Source organism: Streptococcus suis (assembly GCF_002960445.1).
GTDB classification, from domain to species: Bacteria; Bacillota; Bacilli; order Lactobacillales; family Streptococcaceae; genus Streptococcus; species Streptococcus hyiners.
The window spans coordinates 304,370-324,073 of record NZ_POJD01000142.1 but is presented as its reverse complement, the minus strand read 5'-3'; the positions used below and the strand labels follow the sequence as shown (position 1 = coordinate 324,073).

General features: G+C 42.2%; 25 protein-coding genes. 15 read left to right on the top strand and 10 right to left on the bottom strand.

What is annotated here, in order from left to right; genetic code table 11:
• Positions 1-50: 50 nt before the first annotated feature.
• The 3 genes from C1G53_RS05475 to C1G53_RS05465 are packed head-to-tail and all read left to right on the top strand — an operon-like array spanning position 51 to position 2,190.
• Positions 51-692 (top strand): amino acid ABC transporter permease, encoded by a 642-nt coding sequence (locus C1G53_RS05475; RefSeq protein WP_029178317.1) that lies wholly within the window; start codon positions 51-53, stop codon positions 690-692.
• Positions 693-701: 9 nt separating this feature from the next.
• Positions 702-1,334 (top strand): amino acid ABC transporter ATP-binding protein, encoded by a 633-nt coding sequence (locus tag C1G53_RS05470; RefSeq protein ID WP_029173294.1) that lies wholly within the window; start codon positions 702-704, stop codon positions 1,332-1,334.
• Positions 1,335-1,359: 25 nt separating this feature from the next.
• On the top strand, positions 1,360-2,190 hold the full coding sequence (locus C1G53_RS05465; RefSeq protein WP_192873107.1) for an amino acid ABC transporter substrate-binding protein: 831 nt from the start codon (positions 1,360-1,362) through the stop codon (positions 2,188-2,190).
• A gap of 136 nt (positions 2,191-2,326) precedes the next feature.
• On the opposite strand, the gene C1G53_RS05460 is transcribed toward C1G53_RS05465, so the two are convergent.
• From C1G53_RS05460 to C1G53_RS05450, 3 genes are read right to left on the bottom strand one after another with little or no spacing between them, the layout of a single operon-like run.
• Complete coding sequence (locus tag C1G53_RS05460; protein ID WP_105117970.1) at positions 2,327-3,517, bottom strand: cation diffusion facilitator family transporter; 1,191 nt, start codon at positions 3,515-3,517, stop codon at positions 2,327-2,329.
• Between the two features lie 58 nt (positions 3,518-3,575).
• On the bottom strand, positions 3,576-4,025 hold the full coding sequence (locus C1G53_RS05455) for a threonine/serine exporter family protein (protein WP_105117969.1): 450 nt from the start codon (positions 4,023-4,025) through the stop codon (positions 3,576-3,578).
• A 4-nt stretch (positions 4,026-4,029) separates the two neighbouring features.
• Entirely contained in the window at positions 4,030-4,788 is a 759-nt protein-coding gene (locus tag C1G53_RS05450) for a threonine/serine exporter family protein (RefSeq protein ID WP_105117968.1), read from the bottom strand.
• Between the two features lie 153 nt (positions 4,789-4,941).
• Between C1G53_RS05450 and C1G53_RS05445 the strand changes: the two genes are divergently transcribed.
• Complete coding sequence (locus tag C1G53_RS05445) at positions 4,942-5,394, top strand: MarR family winged helix-turn-helix transcriptional regulator (protein WP_105117967.1); 453 nt, start codon at positions 4,942-4,944, stop codon at positions 5,392-5,394.
• A gap of 4 nt (positions 5,395-5,398) precedes the next feature.
• Positions 5,399-5,758, top strand: coding sequence for a DUF1304 domain-containing protein (locus tag C1G53_RS05440; RefSeq protein WP_024394145.1), 360 nt, complete (start codon positions 5,399-5,401; stop codon positions 5,756-5,758).
• 35 nt (positions 5,759-5,793) lie between these two features.
• Here C1G53_RS05440 and C1G53_RS05435 read toward each other — a convergent pair whose 3' ends face one another.
• From C1G53_RS05435 to C1G53_RS05405, 7 genes are all read right to left on the bottom strand, one after another.
• Positions 5,794-6,648 (bottom strand): DUF4097 family beta strand repeat-containing protein, encoded by an 855-nt coding sequence (locus C1G53_RS05435; RefSeq protein ID WP_105117966.1) that lies wholly within the window; start codon positions 6,646-6,648, stop codon positions 5,794-5,796.
• A complete protein-coding gene (locus C1G53_RS05430) occupies positions 6,635-7,213 on the bottom strand; it encodes a DUF1700 domain-containing protein (protein WP_105117965.1) in 579 nt (192 codons plus the stop codon). The genes C1G53_RS05435 and C1G53_RS05430 overlap by 14 nt, the downstream gene beginning before the upstream one ends.
• Positions 7,214-7,224: 11 nt before the next feature.
• Positions 7,225-8,337, bottom strand: coding sequence for a DUF4097 family beta strand repeat-containing protein (locus tag C1G53_RS05425; RefSeq protein WP_105117964.1), 1,113 nt, complete (start codon positions 8,335-8,337; stop codon positions 7,225-7,227).
• Positions 8,334-8,651 (bottom strand): PadR family transcriptional regulator, encoded by a 318-nt coding sequence (locus tag C1G53_RS05420; protein ID WP_105117963.1) that lies wholly within the window; start codon positions 8,649-8,651, stop codon positions 8,334-8,336. The genes C1G53_RS05425 and C1G53_RS05420 overlap by 4 nt, the downstream gene beginning before the upstream one ends.
• 150 nt (positions 8,652-8,801) lie before the next feature.
• Positions 8,802-9,200 carry a DUF5684 domain-containing protein gene (locus tag C1G53_RS05415; RefSeq protein ID WP_105117962.1) on the bottom strand — a complete coding sequence of 133 codons (399 nt, stop codon included), beginning with the start codon at positions 9,198-9,200 and terminating at the stop codon, positions 8,802-8,804.
• Between the two features lie 119 nt (positions 9,201-9,319).
• Positions 9,320-10,540, bottom strand: a complete 1,221-nt coding sequence (gene pepT, locus C1G53_RS05410; RefSeq protein WP_105117961.1) for a peptidase T — start codon at positions 10,538-10,540, stop codon at positions 9,320-9,322.
• Between the two features lie 9 nt (positions 10,541-10,549).
• Positions 10,550-11,365, bottom strand: coding sequence for a Cof-type HAD-IIB family hydrolase (locus tag C1G53_RS05405; RefSeq protein WP_105117960.1), 816 nt, complete (start codon positions 11,363-11,365; stop codon positions 10,550-10,552).
• A gap of 197 nt (positions 11,366-11,562) precedes the next feature.
• Between C1G53_RS05405 and C1G53_RS05400 the strand changes: the two genes are divergently transcribed.
• The 10 genes from C1G53_RS05400 to C1G53_RS05350 all read left to right on the top strand — a co-directional run bounded on the left by C1G53_RS05400 (position 11,563) and on the right by C1G53_RS05350 (position 19,669).
• Positions 11,563-12,018, top strand: a complete 456-nt coding sequence (locus C1G53_RS05400; protein ID WP_105117959.1) for a GNAT family N-acetyltransferase — start codon at positions 11,563-11,565, stop codon at positions 12,016-12,018.
• A 68-nt stretch (positions 12,019-12,086) separates the two neighbouring features.
• Complete coding sequence (locus C1G53_RS05395) at positions 12,087-12,554, top strand: ATPase (protein WP_105117958.1); 468 nt, start codon at positions 12,087-12,089, stop codon at positions 12,552-12,554.
• A 316-nt stretch (positions 12,555-12,870) separates the two neighbouring features.
• Complete coding sequence (locus C1G53_RS05385; protein WP_105117957.1) at positions 12,871-14,130, top strand: DUF2130 domain-containing protein; 1,260 nt, start codon at positions 12,871-12,873, stop codon at positions 14,128-14,130.
• Positions 14,117-14,893 carry a nucleotidyltransferase domain-containing protein gene (locus C1G53_RS05380; protein ID WP_105117956.1) on the top strand — a complete coding sequence of 259 codons (777 nt, stop codon included), beginning with the start codon at positions 14,117-14,119 and terminating at the stop codon, positions 14,891-14,893. Before C1G53_RS05385 ends, C1G53_RS05380 begins: the two co-directional genes overlap by 14 nt.
• Positions 14,890-15,498: an alpha/beta fold hydrolase gene (locus tag C1G53_RS05375; protein WP_105117955.1), complete on the top strand. Its 609-nt coding sequence runs from the start codon at positions 14,890-14,892 to the stop codon at positions 15,496-15,498. Before C1G53_RS05380 ends, C1G53_RS05375 begins: the two co-directional genes overlap by 4 nt.
• Complete coding sequence (locus tag C1G53_RS05370) at positions 15,498-15,731, top strand: DUF1858 domain-containing protein (RefSeq protein WP_012027094.1); 234 nt, start codon at positions 15,498-15,500, stop codon at positions 15,729-15,731. The genes C1G53_RS05375 and C1G53_RS05370 overlap by 1 nt, the downstream gene beginning before the upstream one ends.
• Complete coding sequence (locus C1G53_RS05365; protein WP_105117954.1) at positions 15,728-17,053, top strand: DUF438 domain-containing protein; 1,326 nt, start codon at positions 15,728-15,730, stop codon at positions 17,051-17,053. The genes C1G53_RS05370 and C1G53_RS05365 overlap by 4 nt, the downstream gene beginning before the upstream one ends.
• A 52-nt stretch (positions 17,054-17,105) precedes the next feature.
• On the top strand, positions 17,106-17,996 hold the full coding sequence (truB, locus tag C1G53_RS05360; RefSeq protein ID WP_161941381.1) for a tRNA pseudouridine(55) synthase TruB: 891 nt from the start codon (positions 17,106-17,108) through the stop codon (positions 17,994-17,996).
• A gap of 19 nt (positions 17,997-18,015) precedes the next feature.
• On the top strand, positions 18,016-18,939 hold the full coding sequence (locus tag C1G53_RS05355) for a bifunctional riboflavin kinase/FAD synthetase (protein WP_105117952.1): 924 nt from the start codon (positions 18,016-18,018) through the stop codon (positions 18,937-18,939).
• A complete protein-coding gene (locus tag C1G53_RS05350) occupies positions 18,932-19,669 on the top strand; it encodes a potassium channel family protein (RefSeq protein WP_105117951.1) in 738 nt (245 codons plus the stop codon). Before C1G53_RS05355 ends, C1G53_RS05350 begins: the two co-directional genes overlap by 8 nt.
• Positions 19,670-19,704 lie beyond the last annotated feature (35 nt).

Genomic DNA, 19,704 nt, shown 5'->3' with positions numbered 1-19,704 from the left:
AAGATATTTTCTGCTATACTAGAACCTAATCATTCTTTTAGGAGAACTTTATGGATTATGTTTTGGAAGTTCTGCCCAGTCTATTAAATGGTGCGGTAGTTTCCCTGCAAGTATTTTTTCTAGTTTTGATACTATCCTTGCCCCTGGGAGCTGTTTTTGCCTTTTTAATGCAGATTAAGTTTAAACCCTTGCAGTGGCTTTTGCATTTTTACGTGTTAATTATGCGTGGAACTCCCTTGCTTTTGCAATTGATATTTGTTTATTATGTCTTGCCAAGTGTTGGTATCACTTTTGACCGTATGCCAGCAGTCATTCTAGCCTTTACTTTTAACTATGCGGCCTATTTTTCAGAAATTTTCCGTGGTGGTATCGAAGCCATTCCAAAAGGTCAGTATGAGGCGGCAAAGGTATTGAAATTTACACCCGTTCAGACCATTCGTTTTATCGTCTTGCCACAGGTGGTGAAAATTGTCTTGCCAAGTGTGTTCAACGAAGTTATGACCTTGGTCAAGGATACATCTTTGGTATATGCCTTAGGTGTTAGCGATCTCTTGCTTGCCAGCCGAACTGCGGCCAACCGTGATGCCAGTTTGGCACCTATGTTTATTGCAGGAGCAATCTATCTGTTGATGATTGGAGCTGTTACACTTATTTCTAAACAAGTAGAAAAGAAATTTGACTATTATAGATAGGAGGAAGTCATGTTAGAACTACGCAATCTATCCAAACGATTTGATAATAAACAGATTTTCTCCAACTATGATTTGGTCATTCCAGAGGGGAAAATTATTGCCATCGTCGGTCAATCTGGTGGCGGTAAGACTACTCTTTTACGGATGTTGGCAGGTTTGGAAACCATTGATTCAGGAACCTTGATTTATAATGGTCAAGAACTGCCACTTGAGGAATTGGGGAAACGACATCTGCTGGGCTTTGTCTTCCAGGACTTCCAGCTTTTCCCACACCTATCCGTTTTGGAAAACTTGGTTCTCTCTCCTGTGAAAACGCAGAATATGTCGCGTTCAGAGGCGGAAGACAAGGCCCTTAAACTCTTGGATACTCTTGGCCTGGCTAACCACGCTACTGCCTATCCGTTTTCACTATCGGGTGGACAAAAGCAACGTGTGGCTTTGGCGCGTGCTATGATGATTGATCCTGAGATTATCGGCTATGATGAACCAACCTCGGCCTTAGACCCTGAATTGAGAAAAGAAGTTGAAAAACTTATTCTTGAAAATAGGGCTACTGGAATCACGCAAATTGTGGTCACCCACGATATGCAATTTGCTGAAAATATCGCAGATGAAATCATCAAGATTGAACCGAAACATTAAGAAAAGGAATAAAATGATGATGAATATGAAAAAAATGATGCTTGGAGCTGCGGCTCTTGTAACCAGTTTTGCTCTTGTTGCTTGTGGCTCTAGCCAGTCAACAACTAAGTCTGACAATTGGTCAACTTATGAATCTGAGAAGTCTATTACTATTGGTTTTGATAAGACCTTTGTCCCAATGGGCTTTGAAGAGGCTGATGGTACATATACTGGTTTTGATATTGATTTGGCAACAGCAGTCTTTGACAAATATGGTATTGCGATTGAATGGCAACCTATTGACTGGGATTTGAAAGAAACTGAATTGAACAATGGCAATATTGATTTGATTTGGAACGGTTATTCTGTAACTGATGAGCGCAAGGAGAAAGTACTCTTTACGGATTCATATATGGATAACCAACAAGTACTTGTGACCAAAAAATCTTCGAATATCAGTCAAGTTTCGGATATGAAAGATAAGATTTTGGGTGCGCAAGCAGGTTCTTCTGGTTACTCAGTCTTTGAATCTCAACCAGCAATCTTGAAAGACATCGTTCAGAATAATGATGCAAGTCAGTATGCGACATTTAATGAAGCCTTGATTGACTTGAAAAACGATCGTATCGATGGTCTTTTGATTGACCGTGTTTATGCAAACTATTACTTGCAACAAGAGGGAATTATTGCAGACTACAACATTATTGATGCTGGTTTTGAAAATGAAACCTTCGGAGTAGGTGCTCGTAAGTCAGATACGACACTAGTTGAGAACATCAATAAAGCCTTTACTGAACTGTATAAAGAAGGAAAATTCCAAGAAATTTCACAAAAATGGTTCGGTGAAGATATTGCTACAGACGCAGTGAAGAACTAATACTCTTCGAAAATCAACATTATCCCTTGTCAAGAGCCTAGATGAACTTCAGTTCTATCGTCGGCTTTATTTCCTAGGCTACTTTTGATTTTCATTGAGTATAAATAATAATAAACGAAAAGCCTTGTCGAAATGACTAGGCTTTTTTGGATATTTGATGAAATACAACTGTCCAATTTTCATGGCGTCGCCAGAGGGATGTGTGGACGTAGTCGCCAATTTCGAAGGTGACTAGTTTGGATTTCTGGCTAACAGAGGTCATTTGATAGTTGGAGAGGTAGGTGGATTGGACTGGATGGACTTGGAGCATCTCAGCCTTGTTGAGGTAACGACCTTTGGCATCAATCAAGAGATAGTTCTCATCAATTAAATCTTCATAACCAGGTTCATGAGCTTGAATTTCTGATTCCAAGCGGTAAATTTTGTCGAAGACATGTTCAAAGATTTCGTCATGTGGAATTTCGGAGGGTTCGACATGGATATCAACATCAAAAACACCATGTTTTAAGGTGAGAAGTTGCTCCACCTGTTCGGTAATTTCATGGCTCTCATAGACTGACAGATCAGGATTCATTTCCAGGACAATATCCAGATAAATATTGGCGCCGTATGTTCGACCTCGTTGGGATTTGACGGCAACAATTTTGGGGAGTTTAAGAATATCTTCTTCATATTTATGTAGGAGTTCCTCGTCAAAGCCGTCTGAAAGTGTAAAGAAACTTTCCATGAATATATCGTAGGCTGTTTTCAAGATGAAGAAGGTGATGATAACAGCAGCAATTTTATCGACAATGGGGAAATTGAAGGCTGCTGCAATAATAGCGATAGATGTTCCAATAGAAGTCACGGCGTCGGAGAGGTTATCTTTTGCAGTTGCTTCTAAGGCTTTAGAATGAACCTTCTTAGCGAGTGATTTATTGTAAATATAAACACCTACCATTACAAGTGCTGAGAAAATACCAACTATTGCACCAGTCATATCAATCTCTACAGTTTGGTTGCTCATGATTTTGATAAGGGTGGAGTAAAGAACTTGGAAACCAACTACAAACATGATGAAAGATGTAATGAGGCTAGCTAAATCTTCCATTTTCCAGTGGCCAAACTTGTGGTCCGTATCCGCTGGTTTCTGAGCCATTCGCAGACCGACTAGGACGGCGATATTGCCAATAATATCCGAAATATTATTAAAGGCATCGGCAGTCAGTGCATCAGAATGAAAAATATGACCAGCAGCCAACTTGATACCTGAGAGGGCAATATAGGCTGTGATGGAAATGATGGCACCACGTTCGGCAAGTTTTAAGTTCTGAATTTGTTGTTTCATAGCTCCTCCTAAACATATTCATTTATTCTAACAAAAAGTCTACCTGCTTTCAAGAAACTCAGATAGACTTTTTAGTTTGAAGATAGCGATAAATTTGCATCAGGATGGTTCCACTGGTCATGCCAATTGGTATAACCAGTGCGAGCATAAGCACGGTAGTCGTATTTACCAAGGCTTCTTTATAGTTTTCTGATACAAATTGCGTAGTTGCCAAATAGGCTCGATAGCCAGGAACTAAGGGGGCAAGAATGGCTAAAGAGAAAATAACGGATGGTGTTTTATACAGAATGCTCAATATTTGACTAATACAGGATCCTACAATAGCAGCTATAAGTGTTGCAATGATAACATTGGTCGGACCAAGAAGGAGTAGGTAGAGCAACCAGACACACATACCCAATATCCCGCCTGGAATAAGCAACTGTTTCTGAACATTGAGAACAATAAGAAAGGCAGCAATCGCAATGTGAGAAGCAATAGCTTGCAAGATAAAATAAAGTATATTCATTGATTTACCCCAAAATTAAGAGTGCAACAGCTGTTCCTGCTCCTAGGGAGAGGATAACAAGCAAGGTTTGGAAGATTTTTGTCATTCCAGTATTGAGATGGTTGGTCATCAAGTCCCGTACAGCATTTGTAAAGGCAATCCCAGGGACAAACGGCATAACTGCACCAGCATTTATCATATTGGGATTGATAGGTAGGTCAGAATACTTTGCAAGCAGTAAAGAGAATAGGGAAAAAGCCAAAGCTCCAGCAAATTTCGATACAAACTCAATTCGAATGAGACGGTCTACCAAGAGGGAGAAGGGAAAAGCCAGCAAGGTCGCAAAGACTGTCGCTATTGCATCCAACAAACTCCCACCAAACATAATGGTAAAAAAGGGGGCAGCTAGGGCGGCTGCTAAAATCGTTTGGAGTTGTGTATAGGGCAGGGGCAGGTTTCGGATAGTTTTCAATTCATTTTGTGCAGTTTCAAGGCTCATTTGTCCTGCGGTTAAGGTACGAGAAACCTGATTGACCAGACAAACTTTTTGCATATCGTGTACTGGATTGACAATCCGTTTCATTCGAGAGATATTGGTATGGTCAATAGAAAAGAAGATGGCGGCTGGGATGGCTAAGACATTCGCATTTTCTATTCCTTGTGAACGGGCAATCCGAACCATGGTATCTTCTACTCGGTGGATTTCAGCACCACTTTGTAAGAGAATGGCACCAGCTAACATGAGCACATCAATCGCTAAGTTGAGTTCTTTTGAATCGTTCATGGTAGCCTCCGTTTCCTACTATAAAACCATTATACCAAAACTTGCTTTTTACATAACAGAGTTTTCTAAAGTTAAGCAAAATTCTTGAAAATTATTCGTATTCTGGTATAATTGACTTATCAACAGTTGACAAGTCAACAAAGGGGTAGAAATATGAAACATCTTTCTCAGTTACTCTATCAGGTAAAACTTGCAGATGAGGCAGTCACTAGTTTGTTTGAAAAGGGGTTGGGGATTAGTCTGACCCGTTATCAGCTTTTGACCAACTTGCTTGACCAAGCTCCCTGCTCACAACAAGATTTACAGGAAAAACTTCGCATTGACCGTGCAGCCATAACTCGACATTTAAAAATTTTGGAGGACAAGGGCTATATTCAAAGGGAGCGCAATCCTGAAAATCAAAGAGAAATGCTGGTTCAACCCACCCAGTATGCAGTAAATGAACTACAGGTTCGTCCACCAGCCCATCACCTAGCCGTGAAAGCTGCAATGGAAAGCATTTTGTCTGATAGGGAAGAAGAGCAATTGAGCAATCTTTTGGAGAAATTAGTTTCTGGTCTTCAAGACCTGCCGCTTGAAACTGTCATTGAAGAAAAAGGAGAATAAACTTATGTCAATTTTTACAACTATTTTAGCGAGTATCGTAGCGCTTGAGCACCTATATATCATGTATTTGGAAACTTTTGCAACCCACTCAGACTCTACCAGTCGCGTATTCAATATGGAGAAGGAAGAATTACAACGTAAGTCTGTGACTGCCTTGTTCAAAAATCAAGGAATTTATAATGGCTTATTGGCGGTTTTCTTGTTCTACGGTATTTTTACTGGTAATCTAGAAATTACAAGCATTTTTGTTCTATATGTTATTGCTGCAGCAGCTTATGGTGCTATTACAGCAAGTCCAAAAATCATCTTAACCCAAGGTGGACCAGCAATCTTGGCCTTAATTTCTATTTTGTTGTTTAAATAAACGAAAAAGCCTTCCGTCAGGAGGGCTTTTAGCAATTACCGAATGCTCAATTCACCATCTAGTGTAGAGATGTGGAGGTAATTAGTGGCTTGGGGATTGGAATAAGTTGGAAGGTCAATTCCCAGATTATTTTGACTGGCATCTATGTAGAGGTCCGTTCTTGTTTGTGAATGAAGAGAGATGTCGATTGAGCCATTGTAATTGCTGATGTCATGTCTTCCTTCTAGTTTTAGATTTTCTGCTTTAAAATCCCCATCCTCAATCGTTAGGCTACTGCCAACAGTATTGGAAATGTCTTTCGGACTTGTTAATGTGGAATGATTGATTGCTACTTCTCCATTGAGGTGTGATAAATGAGTAAAGCTGATGTGACTGTTTTCAATCAACATATCCCCATCTTCTACTGTGAGATCAAGATTTTGAATGGTCACTTTATCCAGATACAGATCTCCTTGAAGGTTGCCTGAAAGTGTTTCAATTGTGCTATTTTTTGGTACCTCTAAAACAGGTTGGTGGTAGGCGACATTTTGGTCATTGACAAGATTTAAGATTGGTTCGAGTAAACCATCATAAGAAACGATACCTTGAAATGCACTAGAAATGGTTAACTTTCCATCTTGAACTTGGTGGCTGAGGAGGTCGATGTCTTTATGCTGATTTCGATAGTAGTGGAGGTGGAATTGGTTGTCAGGCGAAGGCATGATGGACAGTCGTTCATTAACTTCTATTTCCCTAATGTCACTAAAACTGGCTGTTTGTGGCTGGAAGTAGTTTTCTGAGACAGTTCTCATATTTGTCCATCCGCCAGCTAGGAAACCGATGAGGCTGAGAATGGCTCCAAGAGTGAGCAGGCTCAGAATGATTTTCGTAAATGGTTTAAGCTCTTTCATGATAATCTCCTTTGCGAATGGTTCTTTGTATCCAGTGTAAAACAAGCAAGAAGGTTTTGCTTCCAAGGTCTAGAGTGAATTTACTACCCAAGAGGGTGAGTGCCAAACAGACGAGGGCTAGCCCTGTGAAGAGGAGGGAGGAGGACCATGAGAGCGTAAAGAGGTCGAAGGCGAGGAGAAGCTGGGCGATTGCTAGACTGAGGAGGACAATCCAGAGTGAGATTAGGAGTAGAAAGGCGCTGAAGATGAGTATGAGAAGGGTAATGAAGAGGGCGACCAAGCTGATTGCTAGGGGGATGCCTATTGGTGCGGCAAGGATGGCGAGGATGGTCAACCAGACCATATTGCGGGTATTTGGCTTATCTTCCGTCCGCTCTTTTTCGTAGAGGGTTGCTAGAATTTCACGGGCGGCCTCTTTTGGACTGCCTAATTCTTGAATAGCTTCTTCGTCGTTTTCTTTCTCATCGAAAAATTCATTGAAATAGTCCAAGGTATCTTGAAAATCTTCTTTTGGCAAGTGTTTGAGATGTTTTTCAAGTTTCTGTAAATATTCTTTGCGATTCATAGGAACCTCCTTTATCCCATATTTAGCTGGCAGTCTTGACAATGAATAACTAGCTGAGCAGGGCTATTTTCTTGCTTGTAGCTGAGATGAGTGGTGTTATCCTCTTTCATCATGGTAAACGCCTTATCCTTTGGAAGTTTGAGGCTAGAATCTTCCTCCCAGATGTCCAAACTGATGTCTGTATTTGGTTTAAAGGTTAGGACAGAATCTTCAGCCTGACAGTTTAGGCTCTTTTCAAGGACAAAATCCTTCAACTTCCAGACGCAATCTTCTAATTCTATGCGGGCATGTGACAGGTTAAGACTTGTCAGATTGATGATAGAATCACTAGCTTTCAGTGTCAAATCCCTTGATTGCCCACCTGAAATAGATAAGGTAGTATCTTCTAGCTGTAGAGAAGCTAGAGGACTTTGTAGATCCGACATTGTCAGACTAGTGTCAGTTGCCTTAAGGACCAACTGTTCACTTACTTGCACATCTACCATGGTTAGACTGCTATCTCTTGTGTGTAGATTAAGATTGGTAAGGGGCAGGAGTTTTTTAGGGATTTTGAGAATAGCAGAGCTAGTTTGATTATTTGAGAAGAAGAGGTGATTAGGGGAAGGATTGCTTGTTAGGTACAAACTATCCTGAACCAGTTGATAGTCAAAAGCCTGGTAGTTGCCATCTTCTGAAACAGGGTTGTGCAATAAGACAGTTTCTCCGTCATAAGTTTGAACACTAAGAGCCTGATCTTCGAGCGAAATCAGTAGATTTGAAAAATCAGGTAATTCTTCGCATTTCGCCTTCAATTCCATTCTTTCCCTAGCTTGATAGGCTGAGTGTTTGAAATTGTTGAAAAAATTCTCCCAGTCAAATTGAAAGTCAAAATCAAAGTTGAAATCAAATGGTTTGGATGAATGTTGATCGGTCTGGTCTTCCTTAGCAATTAGGGCATCTTCGGGTAGGTTGGCGATGATTTCTTTTGCTGCTTCTTGGGGGTTACCTAGTTCAGCAATGGCTGTCTGGTCATCACCTTTTTCATCAAAATATTCATTGAAGTAGTCTAAAGCCTCCTGTCTAGCACTTGGATGGAGTTGTGTCAGTGCTTGTTCTAGTTTGTTCAAATACTCTGCGCGTGTCATTTTCGTAGGCTCCCTTCTATAATTCCGTCGATATGGTCTTTGTAGGTATTCCATTCACCTTGCAGGAAGGGGATGTGCTCACGTCCAGCAGGTGTGATGGTGTAGTATTTTCTCTTTCTCCCTTGAAATTCTTGGGTATAGGTGGTGACGTAGCCCGCCTTTTCCAGTTTCTTCAAGATAGGGTAGAGCGTGGATTCCTTTATATCAGCAACTATCTTGATGGTTTGACTGATTTCATAGCCATAAGAATCTTGTTTCTCCACGATGGCCAAGATCAGAAATTCAATCAAGATAGAGGATACGGGGTAGTACATGAAATCACCTCTTTATCTTTATGTAATTATTTTATATATAAATTATATACCTATCATTTACTAAAATCAAGTAATTATATAAATTTTTTATATATTTTTTAAAAAAGTAAAAGCAACCCTTCCAGCTAGGAAAAGTTGCTTCATTTGATATTAGTCAATAAAGAAAGTTTGTGGACCTTGGTAACGGCTTCCGTCATTGAAGGCGATGTAGACATTGAAAAGTGGTGTAAACAAGACATAGAAGATGGCTTGAATATCAGACAAACCAAATGCTTTACCATAGCAGTAAGTCAAATAAATACCATAAAGTGGTCCAGCAAGTGGGATGAGTAAGAAGAGGATAAACCAACCCTTGTCTTCGCCAAATGTGATACATTGTTGGACGTATAGGTTGTAGAAAGGAATGAGAGATTTCCAACCAGCATAGCCAGCTTTTTTAAAGAGGATGAAGTTGGAAATAGTTACGAGGACATACCAAATGAGTGAAAAAATCATACCGGCTCCCCAAAGCCCAACTAAAATACCTTGTGCAAATGTTTCTTCTGTCATAATAAAACTCCATTTCTTTTTGATGGTTCTATTATAGCAGTATTATTTAAATAATACAATAGTTATGTCGAACAATTTTCAAAAAAAGTAGATTTTTTCAGAAAACCTACTTTTCTTTTTTATTTGTAAGCTACAATACCTAAAATCACATCAACAGCTTTTTCCATGGTTTGCAGGCTGACGAACTCGAAGCGGCCGTGCATGTTTTCACCACCAGCGAAGATATTTGGCGTTGGAATGCCCATGAAGGAAATCTTAGAGCCGTCTGTTCCTCCACGAACTGGCTCAATCAGTGGCTTGATATCCAGCTTTTCCATGACATCTTTTGCGATGTTGATTGGGGTCATGTCTTTTTCGATGATTTTCTTCATGTTGTAGTATTGGTCATGCAGGTTGACGATAACGCGTGGCGTGTCAAACTTGGCATTCATTTTGTCAGCAATGTCCAGCATGAGCTGTTTGCGGGCAAGGAAATCCTCTTCCTCAAAGTCGCGGATGATGTAGGTGGTAGAAGCAGTATCAACGCTACCCTCCATGTTCATCAAGTGGAAGAAACCTTCATAGCCTTCAGTTTTTTCTGGGCGGTCTGTTTCTGGAAGGGCATTGTGGAAATCAATAGCCATCTGGAAGGCGTTGATCATCTGGTCTTTGGCAGAACCTGGATGGACGTTGCGCCCAAGGAAGTCAATCTTGGCAGCAGCTGCTGAGAAAGTTTCGTACTGGAGTTCCCCCAGCGGTCCCCCGTCCATGGTGTAGGCAAAGTCCACATCGAAGTCTTCCACATCAAACTTGTCCGCACCGACACCGATTTCTTCGTCAGGACCAAAGCCGACACGGATTTCGCAATGTTTGATGTCGGGATTTTGGACTAGGTACTCGATAGCCGTCATGATCTCTGCAATTCCTGACTTGTCATCAGAGCCTAGCAAGGTAGTACCGTCAGTGGTAATCAGGGTTTGCCCCTGGTAGTTAGCCAGTTGTGGGAAGTCTTTTGGATGCAATTCATAGCCAGAAGTTCCCAAGGCAATAGGATTGCCGTCGTAGTTTTCGATGATTTGTGGATTGACACCTTCTGCGTTGAAGTCAGCTGTATCCATGTGGGCGATAAAACCAATCTTGCGTGTCAAACTCGGGTCGTTGGTAGGGAGTGTTCCCACTGCAAAACCATTTGGTAAGTAGTGAACATCCTGCAGGCCGATGCGTTTCATTTCAGGCAGAAGGATATTCTGTGCAAACTCGACTTGGTTTTGGGTAGAAGGTGTAGTTGTCGAATTTTCATCTGAGCGAGTATTTTCTTTGACATAGACTAAAAAACGGTCTAAGAGTGTTGGGTATTTCATAGTGTCTCCTTATTTGTTTAAAATATGTTTTTCAATGGCTTTGGCAACGCCGTTGTTTTCATTGGTATCTGTGATGTCTTGGGCGATAGCCTTGACATGTTCATTGGCGTTGCCCATGGCAATACCAAGTCCAGCAAATTCAATCATTTCAAGGTCGTTGTTGGCATCTCCCATAGCCATGATTTCCTCAGGTAAAATCCCCAGGCGGTCTGCCAATTTTTTAAGACCAGAAGCCTTGCTGGCACCGTTTGGTAAAATTTCCAAGAGATAGTCTTGTGAACGAACGGTGGAGTATTTCTGACTGAGTACAGAGTTATGTTGGTTTTCAAAGATATCGATATGCTCTTTTTCACCGACAAACATGGCTTCAAAGAAGCGGTGTTTACCAGATGTTGCCTCGTCCAAGTCAATTGGCTGAGGTGTCATACCGACTAAACTAGCATCCAAGTTCACTCGGTCATTGGCTTTTTCCGCAAGAACGAAATAGTCTTCCTCATCGAAGAGGGAAATCTGTACATGGTCATTCTCAATAAAAGTAGCAAGATAGTCAATATCAGCAATAGACAGTTCTTCCCAGTCAATCAAGCTCCAATCCTTTGTCGAATGCGTTGAACAACCATTGTTAACAATGATGTATTCGTCTTCTGTATCAAATCCTAATTGTTGAACAAAGGGTTTGACGCCAACCAAAGGCCGTCCTGTACAGAGCACAACTGTCACACCAGCTTTAACCGCTTTATGAATGGCATCGATTTGCGGTTGCATCAGTTCTTTTTCCTCATTTAAGAGCGTTCCGTCCATATCAAGGGCGAGTAATTTAATCATATATTCCTCCTTGTTTCCAATACATCTAGTATAGCACAAATCGGGAGAGGACGGATTGAAATACTAAAAGAAATGCTATATAATAGAACAAAATAGAAAGGGGGCGATTGAGATGAAAGTATTAAAAAATAGAATTGCTGTAGAAAAAATGTATCAAGGGGAGGTTATCAGAAACTAATCTCCCAAAAGGAGTAAAAATGAAGATTGTAACTGTATCAACTGTCGCTGACAAGGCAAGGATTATCGAGGAGGTGTTGGCGGACTTGCCAGAATGGTTTGGTTTGCCTGAGAGTACCAGAGCTTACATTCAAGATGGCTCTGCCTTGCCGCTATGGGCTGCCTATGATGCTGATGAAGCTGTTGGTTTTGTGACCCTGACTAATTCTTCGGAGGCTTGCGGAGATGTTCATTGTATGGGCATCAAGAAAGCCTATCATCGCCAGGGAATTGGACGTTTGCTCATGCAAGCCTTGGAGGAAGAGGCTCGGAAGGACTATGCCTACTTGCAAGTCAAGACAGTGGATGAAGGGCATTATAAGGAATACGACCAGACCATTGCTTTTTATAAATCCTGTGGTTTTGTCAAGTTAGAGGTATTTCCGACCCTCTGGGATGAATGGAATCCCTGCTTGCTGATGATTAAAAAATTATAGACAATGGAGAACATCGGTTATAGACCGGTGTTTTTTGGTATAATAGAAGGATAGAATAGGAGTTTCGTATGAAGATTGCTGTTAAAAAAGAGGCAGAGAAATATCTGCTCAACATTTGCTACACTGTTCCAGCTAATTTGGCGGAGGCATGGGATTTGTTGGCGACGGATAGTGGCTTTGCTCGCTGGTTTCCGCAGTTGAGGGTTGAGGGTGACAAGTTGGTTTTTGAAATGGAAGACTTCCGTGAAACCATGGGCTTGCTGGCCTATCAACCACAGGAAAAAATTGCTTACACATGGGACACTGCCAAGGTTTCTTTCGGTTTGAGCCAGCAGGAGCAAGGAACCTTGATTGTCTTTGAGGAAGAAATCCCAGTCGATTTTGGTAACGAGTATGCGGATGCTCAAAAAGATATGACAGGTTGGTTGGTGCAGAATGAATGTATCAAAAACCTCTTAGAAGGTCAGGACCTGCCTGCAGGTCAACCATTACAGGAAAAATGGTTGGCTTTCTTAGAAAAGGAATTGAAGTTGTAGAAAATGAGGTGCATCAAATGAAGAGATGGTGGGCTCAAATACGAGAAGAATATTATGAAACACGCTACAATTCAGGTGAGGATTGGTTGGAGTGGTTTATAAAGAGAAAAATGACCTGGGGCTGGCGGTGGTTTCTAGTCGTGGCTATTTGTGTCCTCTATCGACTGTTTTGGCTAGAACCACGAAATATTTTTCGCTTCTTCTATTTTATTTTTGTCCTTGGACTTGTATATGGTTGTTATAATTTGATAAGGTTGATATGCAGGAAGAGGAAATAGTTGCAACTGTTGCAGCTTGATTGATGAAAGGAAAAATTATGCACAATATTACTTGCCCTCATTGCGCTACCGTTTTTACGGTCAATGAAACAGAATACAGTCAGCTTTTAGCCCAGGTACGTGGTGCGGAGTTTGATAAGGAAATCCACGACCGTTTGGAGCGGGAACGGGAATTATTGTCCCAGAAGGCTGAAAATGATTTACAGGCCAAACTGGGTGACAAGGACAAGGAAATTCTTGATCTGACTGCACGCTTGGACAAGTTGGCTAGTCAGACAGAATTTGAAATCAGCTCTGCTATGTCCAAAAAAGACCAAGAAATCCAAGAACTCAAGGCTCAATTGGGGCAAATCGAGCTAGCCAAGGACTTGGAGTTGCAGCAGGCGGTGGCTCAGGTGGAAAAAGAGCGAGACGCGGCTCAGAATGCCTTGGCGGTGCAGGAGCAGAAGCAGGAGTTGGCTCTGGCGACCACCCGTCAGGAGTACGAGGTACGGCTCAAGGCGGCGGATGAGCAGGTGGAATTTTACAAGAATTTCAAGGCCCAGCAATCGACCAAGGCGATCGGTGAGAGTTTGGAGCTCTATGCCGAGGCGGAGTTTAATAAGGTGCGGCAGTTGGCCTTTCCAAATGCTTACTTTGAGAAGGATAATCAGGTGTCGGCACGTGGTTCCAAGGGCGATTACATTTATCGGGAGCTGGACGAGAATGGGGTGGAAATCATCTCCATTATGTTTGAGATGAAGAACGAGGCGGACGATACGGTCAAGAAGCACAAGAACGAGGACTTTTTCAAGGAACTGGATAAGGACCGTCGGGAGAAGAACTGCGAGTATGCGGTTTTGGTGACCATGTTGGAGGCGGACAACGACTACTACAACACAGGTATCGTGGATGTCAGCCACAAGTACGAGAAGATGTACGTGGTTCGTCCCCAGTTCTTTATTCAGTTGATAGGGCTTTTGCGAAATGCTGCGCTCAATAGCTTGAAGTACAAGCAGGAGTTGGCTTTGGTCAGAGAACAGCATATCGACATAACTCATTTTGAAGAAGATTTGGCGACCTTCAAAACAGCCTTTGCCAAGAATTACCAGTCAGCCAGCACCAATTTCCAAAAGGCTATTGATGAAATTGACAAGGCAATCAAGCGAATGGAGGCGGTCAAGGCAGCCCTGACTACCAGCGAAAACCAGCTCCGACTGGCCAACAATAAGCTGGAAGACGTTTCTGTCAAAAAACTAACCCGCAATAACCCTACGATGAAGGCGAAGTTTGAGGCGTTGAAAGATGATAAAGAGTAATGATATTCAAGAATTACTGAATGAAATTTGTACCATATTCCAAAATGAATTAGGAGAGAATTTACTTGGTATCTATCTGCATGGTTCTCTTGCAACAGGTAGCTTTATCTGGGAGAATAGTGATGTAGATTTTCTAGTAGTTGTTGAACATTCCTTAACACAGATAGAAAAAATAAGAATAATTCAATCTCTTTATACTTTGTTGCCCCAAACTCCTCCTAAAGGGTTGGAGATGAGTATTGTATTGAAAAGTTGTCTTAAACCATGTGATTATCCTGTCCCATATGAACTACATTTTTCAAATATGCATATTCAGGCTATCCATGATAATAAAGAAAAATATTGTGATAATATGCAGGGAAGGGACGAAGATTTAACTGCACATATTATGGTTATCTGGCATAGAGGAATTAATTTATGTTGTCCAGATATACAACAACTGTTTGAAGAACCAAGGCGAGAAGATTACTTGAACAGTATTTGGTTTGACATTCAAGATTACGAGAATAAAGTCTTGGAACGACCTGTTGACGCGGTACTAAATCTTTGTCGAACGCTTGCCTATCTTGATGAAAATACCATTCTATCCAAAAGAGAAGGTGGGGTGTGGGAACTTACAGTTTGTCATCCTATGTACCAAACTCTGCTAGAAGATACTTTAGCAGTTTGCAATGGAGAACGATTAGAGGCAGTAATTGATAGGCAGTTAGCAAAACGATTTGTGGAAGAGCAGATGAGGCAAATACGGGAGAAAATCAGATGAAACTCATTATTTTACATGGTCTAGGTCAGACTGTGGCCAGTTACGATGACTTGAAAAACTCTTTGACCGATTTTGAGGTTGATGTGTTGGAATTTCCAAAAGCAGATACTTTTGAGCATTTACGTGGTCTATTGTTGGATAGGTTGCGACAGGAAAGCAGTCCTTTTGTACTTTTTGGATTGTCGCTAGGCGGTGTTCTAGCTTTGTCACTAGCCAATCACTTGCCTAAGTGCCGAGGGCTGGTTGTTTCAGGTACCCAGTATCGCTTAGAGGGGAATTGGTTGTTTGGTCTTCAAATCGCGATTATGTCCTTGCTTCCCAAGTCTTTTTACAATAAACAAGGACTAGATAAGGCTCAGTTGTTAGAATTGCAGAAAAGCATGCGTCAGCTTGATTTAAGGAAAGAAATTAGTCAACTCAGTCGGCCCACCTTGCTAATCTGTGGCTCAACGGACAAACCCAATCTGAAACCTGCACATGAACTGAACAAATTAATACCACAGGCTGAACTAGTTATCATAGAGGGCGGAGGACATGAATTAAATGTTCATAAACCAGCGGAATTGGCTCAAGCTATCAAGCAATTTTTCAAGAGGAATTTTTAATGAACACCATCGACCTAAATCTGCCTGTTGCAGAGATTATCAATCAGCACCCAGAAGTCAAGGATATTCTGGTGGAGCTTGGTTTCAAGCCCTTGGCTAATCCAGCCATGCTCAACACTGTTGGTAAGGTGACCAGTCTGAAGACAGGCTCCAAGATGACTAAGATTCCGTTAGACCGTATTCAACAGGTCTTGGAATGCAACGGCTATGAGGTAATAGGAGGAGAAGCATGACAGACCAACGGATTGACATTTTGAAGAATATTCTCTTGGACCTGCACAATGGTGCCAGTCCAGAGTCTGTTCAGGACCAGTTTAATCAGCATTTCACGGGAGTTTCTGCCCTGGAAATCTCCATGATGGAGCATGAGCTCATGTCCAGTGATACGGGCATCACTTTTGAAGACGTCATGAGCCTTTGCAATATCCATGCCAACCTCTTCAAAGGAGCCATTGCAGATGTGGAAGTGGCGGATATGGACCAGGAAGGGCACCCTGTTTATGTCTTCAAGCAGGAAAATCTGGCACTGCGGGCAGCTCTTCTACGCATCCGCCGTATCATTGACCAGTATGAGCAGATAGAGGATGCGGAGCTGAAAGACCAGCTCCTGCAAGGTTTGACACGCCAGTTTGACCTCTTGGGGCAGTTTGAAAACCACTACACTCGCAAGGAAAAAGTCTTCTTTCCGATTATGGAGCGGTACGGTCATGATGCACCGCCCAAGGTCATGTGGGGTGTGGACGACGAGATTCGCGACCTCTTCAAAACGGCTCGCAAAACCCTTGCAACAGGCGACCTAGCAGCAACAAAAGCCCATCTTGAAACCTTTGCCAAGGAATTTGAAGAGATGATTTTCAAGGAAGAGGCCATCCTTCTCATGATTTTGCTGGAGATTTTCACCCAGGACGACTGGCTCCAAGTGGCAGCGGACAGCGATGCCTACGGCTACGCCATTGTCAAACCGACAGCCAAGTGGGTGCCTCATCGGGAGGTTTTTGGAGAAATAGCAGAGCAGGTAGCAGATAGCATTTTTCCGCAGCCAGCAGGACCGAATCAGCAGATTATCGACACGCCAGAAGGCCAGTTTACCATTACCTTCACACCCAAGGAAAAGTCAGAAACTGTTCAGGACAGAACCAGTCCGCAGACCTTCGGCAACGGTTATTTATCTGTTGAGCAAGCTAATCTTATCCTCAATCATTTACCATTGGAACTCACCTTTGTCAACAAGGATGATATTTTCCAATACTACAATGATAGCCACCCTGTTGAAGACATGATTTTCAAACGAACGCCAAGCCAGATTGGACGTCATGTGGAGCTCTGCCATCCTCCCAAAATAGTGGATAAGGTCAAGAAGATTTTTGAATTACTCCGCACAGGGCAAAAAGACCAGGTCACCATGTGGTTCAAGTCCGAGAGCATGGGCAAATTTGTCTATGTGGTCTATAAGGCAGTGCGTGATGACCAAGGAGAGGTTCAAGGCGTTTTGGAGTATGTTCAGGATATTCAACCATTTTTTGAGATTGATAGCGATTTTCATCGGGATATCTAAATCATACAGGACCGCCCACAAGAGCGGTCCTTTGTGATATAATGGAAGAATGATTTCAGGAATTATTAACGTAAAAAAAGAGGCGGGCATGACCTCGCACGATGTTGTTTTTAAGCTCCGCAAGATTTTGCAGGAGAAGAAGGTTGGGCATGGTGGTACCTTGGACCCAGATGTGACAGGTGTTCTGCCCATCGCAGTCGGCAAGGCCACGCGCATGATTGAGTATATGCAGGAAGAGGGCAAGATTTACGAGGGGGAGATTACCCTCGGCTACTCAACCACGACAGAAGATGCTTCGGGCGATATCGTCGAGCGGACCCCTGTTCGGGAAATAGCAGAGCAGGCAGTTGATGAGGCCATGACTAGCTTTGTAGGGACCATTACCCAAATTCCGCCCATGTACTCAGCCGTCAAGGTCAAGGGCCGCAAACTTTACGAATACGCACGGGCGGGTGAAGAAGTCGAACGTCCTCAACGCCAAATCGACATATACAGTTTTGAGCGAACCAGCCCGATTGAGTTAGCAGATGACTGTGCCCGATTTACCTTTCGAGTTCGTTGTGGCAAGGGAACCTATGTCCGTACCCTGTCTGTTGACTTGGGAGCTAAATTAGGCTATGCCAGCCATATGTCCAAGCTGGAGCGGACAGGATCAGCTGGTATGCATTTATCAGATGCCCTGACTATTGACGAAATTGCTGACAAGGTAGCTCAAGCTGATTATTCCTTCCTTCGTCCCATTGAACAAGGAATTGGTGATTTGCCTATTGTTGATTTGACGATTGAGCAAGTTATTGATGCCAGATTTGGTCGTTTTATCACCTTAGATAGTCAGGCGAATTTGTTGGCAGGTTTTCATAAGGAGAAACTGGCGGCTATCCTAGAAAAACGTGACCAAGTCTATAAGCCTCGGAAGGTTTTTCTTGAAGAAGTTTTAGCCTAGTTGTGATAAAATAAACACTATGAAGATTAGAACGATTAAAAATTATCAAGAACTCCATCAGGAAGAGCCGACTGTTTTGGTATTAGGTTATTTTGATGGCATTCATCTAGGTCATAAGGCGCTCCTGGATCGAGCAAGGAAAGTGGCAGATGAAAAGGGCTTGTCAGTGACCGTACTGACCTTTCCAGAGTCCCCTCGCCTAGCCTTTGCTCGTTTCGCTCCAGAGCTCTTGCTCCATTTAACCAGTCAAGAGGAACGCTATCGCCTCCTAGAAACATACGGTGTGGACCAGCTGGTTTTGACCAAATTTACCAGTGAATTTGCCAGTAACACCCCCCAGCAGTTTTTGGACCGCTACATAAGAGGTCTTAATGCCCAGGTCTTGGTGGCTGGTTTTGATTATCATTTCGGCAATTGCAGAGCAGATGTCCAGGATTTGACCAGTCTATTTGATGGGCAGGTTGAAATCGTAGAAGAAGTCGGTCTAGATGGAGAAAAGGTATCGTCTACCCGTATCCGACAAGTCATTCAAGCAGGAAATGTTGCATTAGCCAATCGTCTGTTAGGCTATACTTTTATGACGGAAGGAATTGTGGTGCATGGAGATGCCAGAGGCCGCACAATTGGCTATCCTACAGCAAATCTGGCTCCATTTGACCGAGTACATTTGCCATCAGAAGGGGTCTATGTAGCCGATGTTGAAGTGGATGGCAGACGCTATCGTGCCATGACAAGCGTTGGAAAAAATGTCACTTTTGACGGAACTGACATGCGGATTGAGGCCCATATTTTTGGATTTGACCGATTTATTTATGGTGAAAAAATCACTATTTTCTGGCTCGAAAAAATTCGCGACATGGTCAAATTTGATGGAATTGATAGCCTAATGGAACAGATGAAGTTGGATGAAGTATTCGCTTTGCAATGGGGGAAAAATGATTAAAAGAATAATTCAAGATCCCCGATATGAAAAAGGGATGACCTATCTAGCTATCGTTTATGTTTTTTTGATTATTCTTGAGCTGATAGATGCCAGTATTGCAAGTTCGGCTGGTTATAACGCCTTAGACTGGCTACTTTGGTTTATCTTCGTCTGTGACTACTTTGTCAACCTCTATTATGCAGATGATAGTATGGACTACATACAAACCCATATCTTAGAATTGATTGCGATTATTCCTTTCGATTCCGTCTTTAGTTTTCTTCGTTTGGGGCGTTTGGCTCGGCTATTTAGGTTGGTCAAGGTAGCTCGCATTTTTGCCCTTTCCAATCGTTTTTGGAATACGGTTAACAGGCTCTTGCATACCAACAGTTTGTCTAAGGTCTTGATGTTAAACCTTTCGGCCGTTTTGACTGCTAGCGTCCTGTTATCAGCCATTGAAGGCAAATCCTTTTTTGACGCAGTTTGGTGGTCTATTGTTACCATGACAACCGTGGGTTATGGGGATATTGTTCCCCAAGATACCATTTCAAAAGTAATTGCCATCCTCTTGATGTTGGTCGGAATTAGTACCTTTGGTATGGTGACTTCGACCATTACCCGCTTTTTCTCTGAAACAGAAAAAGAAACCAAGTTGGATTTATTGCTTTCAAAAATGGATGAACAAACAGAGATAATCAAGCGATTAGAAGCTAAAATAGAAGCTTTAGAAAAATTAAGAGAATTAGACTAAAATTCCTATTGAAAACTGAGCTAAAATGCATTATA

Coding starts and splice junctions, on each gene's coding strand:
- C1G53_RS05380 (WP_105117956.1), top strand. CDS start 14,117: ATGATAAAGAGTAATGATATTCAAGAATTACTGAATGAAATTTGTACC.
- C1G53_RS05475 (WP_029178317.1), top strand. CDS start 51: ATGGATTATGTTTTGGAAGTTCTGCCCAGTCTATTAAATGGTGCGGTA.
- C1G53_RS05460 (WP_105117970.1), bottom strand. CDS start 3,517: ATGAAACAACAAATTCAGAACTTAAAACTTGCCGAACGTGGTGCCATC.
- C1G53_RS05435 (WP_105117966.1), bottom strand. CDS start 6,648: ATGAAAGAGCTTAAACCATTTACGAAAATCATTCTGAGCCTGCTCACT.
- C1G53_RS05430 (WP_105117965.1), bottom strand. CDS start 7,213: ATGAATCGCAAAGAATATTTACAGAAACTTGAAAAACATCTCAAACAC.
- C1G53_RS05445 (WP_105117967.1), top strand. CDS start 4,942: ATGAAACATCTTTCTCAGTTACTCTATCAGGTAAAACTTGCAGATGAG.
- pepT (WP_105117961.1), bottom strand. CDS start 10,540: ATGAAATACCCAACACTCTTAGACCGTTTTTTAGTCTATGTCAAAGAA.
- C1G53_RS05350 (WP_105117951.1), top strand. CDS start 18,932: ATGATTAAAAGAATAATTCAAGATCCCCGATATGAAAAAGGGATGACC.
- C1G53_RS05385 (WP_105117957.1), top strand. CDS start 12,871: ATGCACAATATTACTTGCCCTCATTGCGCTACCGTTTTTACGGTCAAT.
- C1G53_RS05355 (WP_105117952.1), top strand. CDS start 18,016: ATGAAGATTAGAACGATTAAAAATTATCAAGAACTCCATCAGGAAGAG.
- C1G53_RS05365 (WP_105117954.1), top strand. CDS start 15,728: ATGACAGACCAACGGATTGACATTTTGAAGAATATTCTCTTGGACCTG.
- C1G53_RS05470 (WP_029173294.1), top strand. CDS start 702: ATGTTAGAACTACGCAATCTATCCAAACGATTTGATAATAAACAGATT.
- C1G53_RS05420 (WP_105117963.1), bottom strand. CDS start 8,651: ATGTACTACCCCGTATCCTCTATCTTGATTGAATTTCTGATCTTGGCC.
- C1G53_RS05455 (WP_105117969.1), bottom strand. CDS start 4,025: ATGAATATACTTTATTTTATCTTGCAAGCTATTGCTTCTCACATTGCG.
- C1G53_RS05400 (WP_105117959.1), top strand. CDS start 11,563: ATGAAGATTGTAACTGTATCAACTGTCGCTGACAAGGCAAGGATTATC.
- C1G53_RS05370 (WP_012027094.1), top strand. CDS start 15,498: ATGAACACCATCGACCTAAATCTGCCTGTTGCAGAGATTATCAATCAG.
- C1G53_RS05450 (WP_105117968.1), bottom strand. CDS start 4,788: ATGAACGATTCAAAAGAACTCAACTTAGCGATTGATGTGCTCATGTTA.
- C1G53_RS05465 (WP_192873107.1), top strand. CDS start 1,360: ATGAAAAAAATGATGCTTGGAGCTGCGGCTCTTGTAACCAGTTTTGCT.
- C1G53_RS05395 (WP_105117958.1), top strand. CDS start 12,087: ATGAAGATTGCTGTTAAAAAAGAGGCAGAGAAATATCTGCTCAACATT.
- C1G53_RS05415 (WP_105117962.1), bottom strand. CDS start 9,200: ATGACAGAAGAAACATTTGCACAAGGTATTTTAGTTGGGCTTTGGGGA.
- C1G53_RS05405 (WP_105117960.1), bottom strand. CDS start 11,365: ATGATTAAATTACTCGCCCTTGATATGGACGGAACGCTCTTAAATGAG.
- C1G53_RS05425 (WP_105117964.1), bottom strand. CDS start 8,337: ATGACACGCGCAGAGTATTTGAACAAACTAGAACAAGCACTGACACAA.
- C1G53_RS05440 (WP_024394145.1), top strand. CDS start 5,399: ATGTCAATTTTTACAACTATTTTAGCGAGTATCGTAGCGCTTGAGCAC.
- C1G53_RS05375 (WP_105117955.1), top strand. CDS start 14,890: ATGAAACTCATTATTTTACATGGTCTAGGTCAGACTGTGGCCAGTTAC.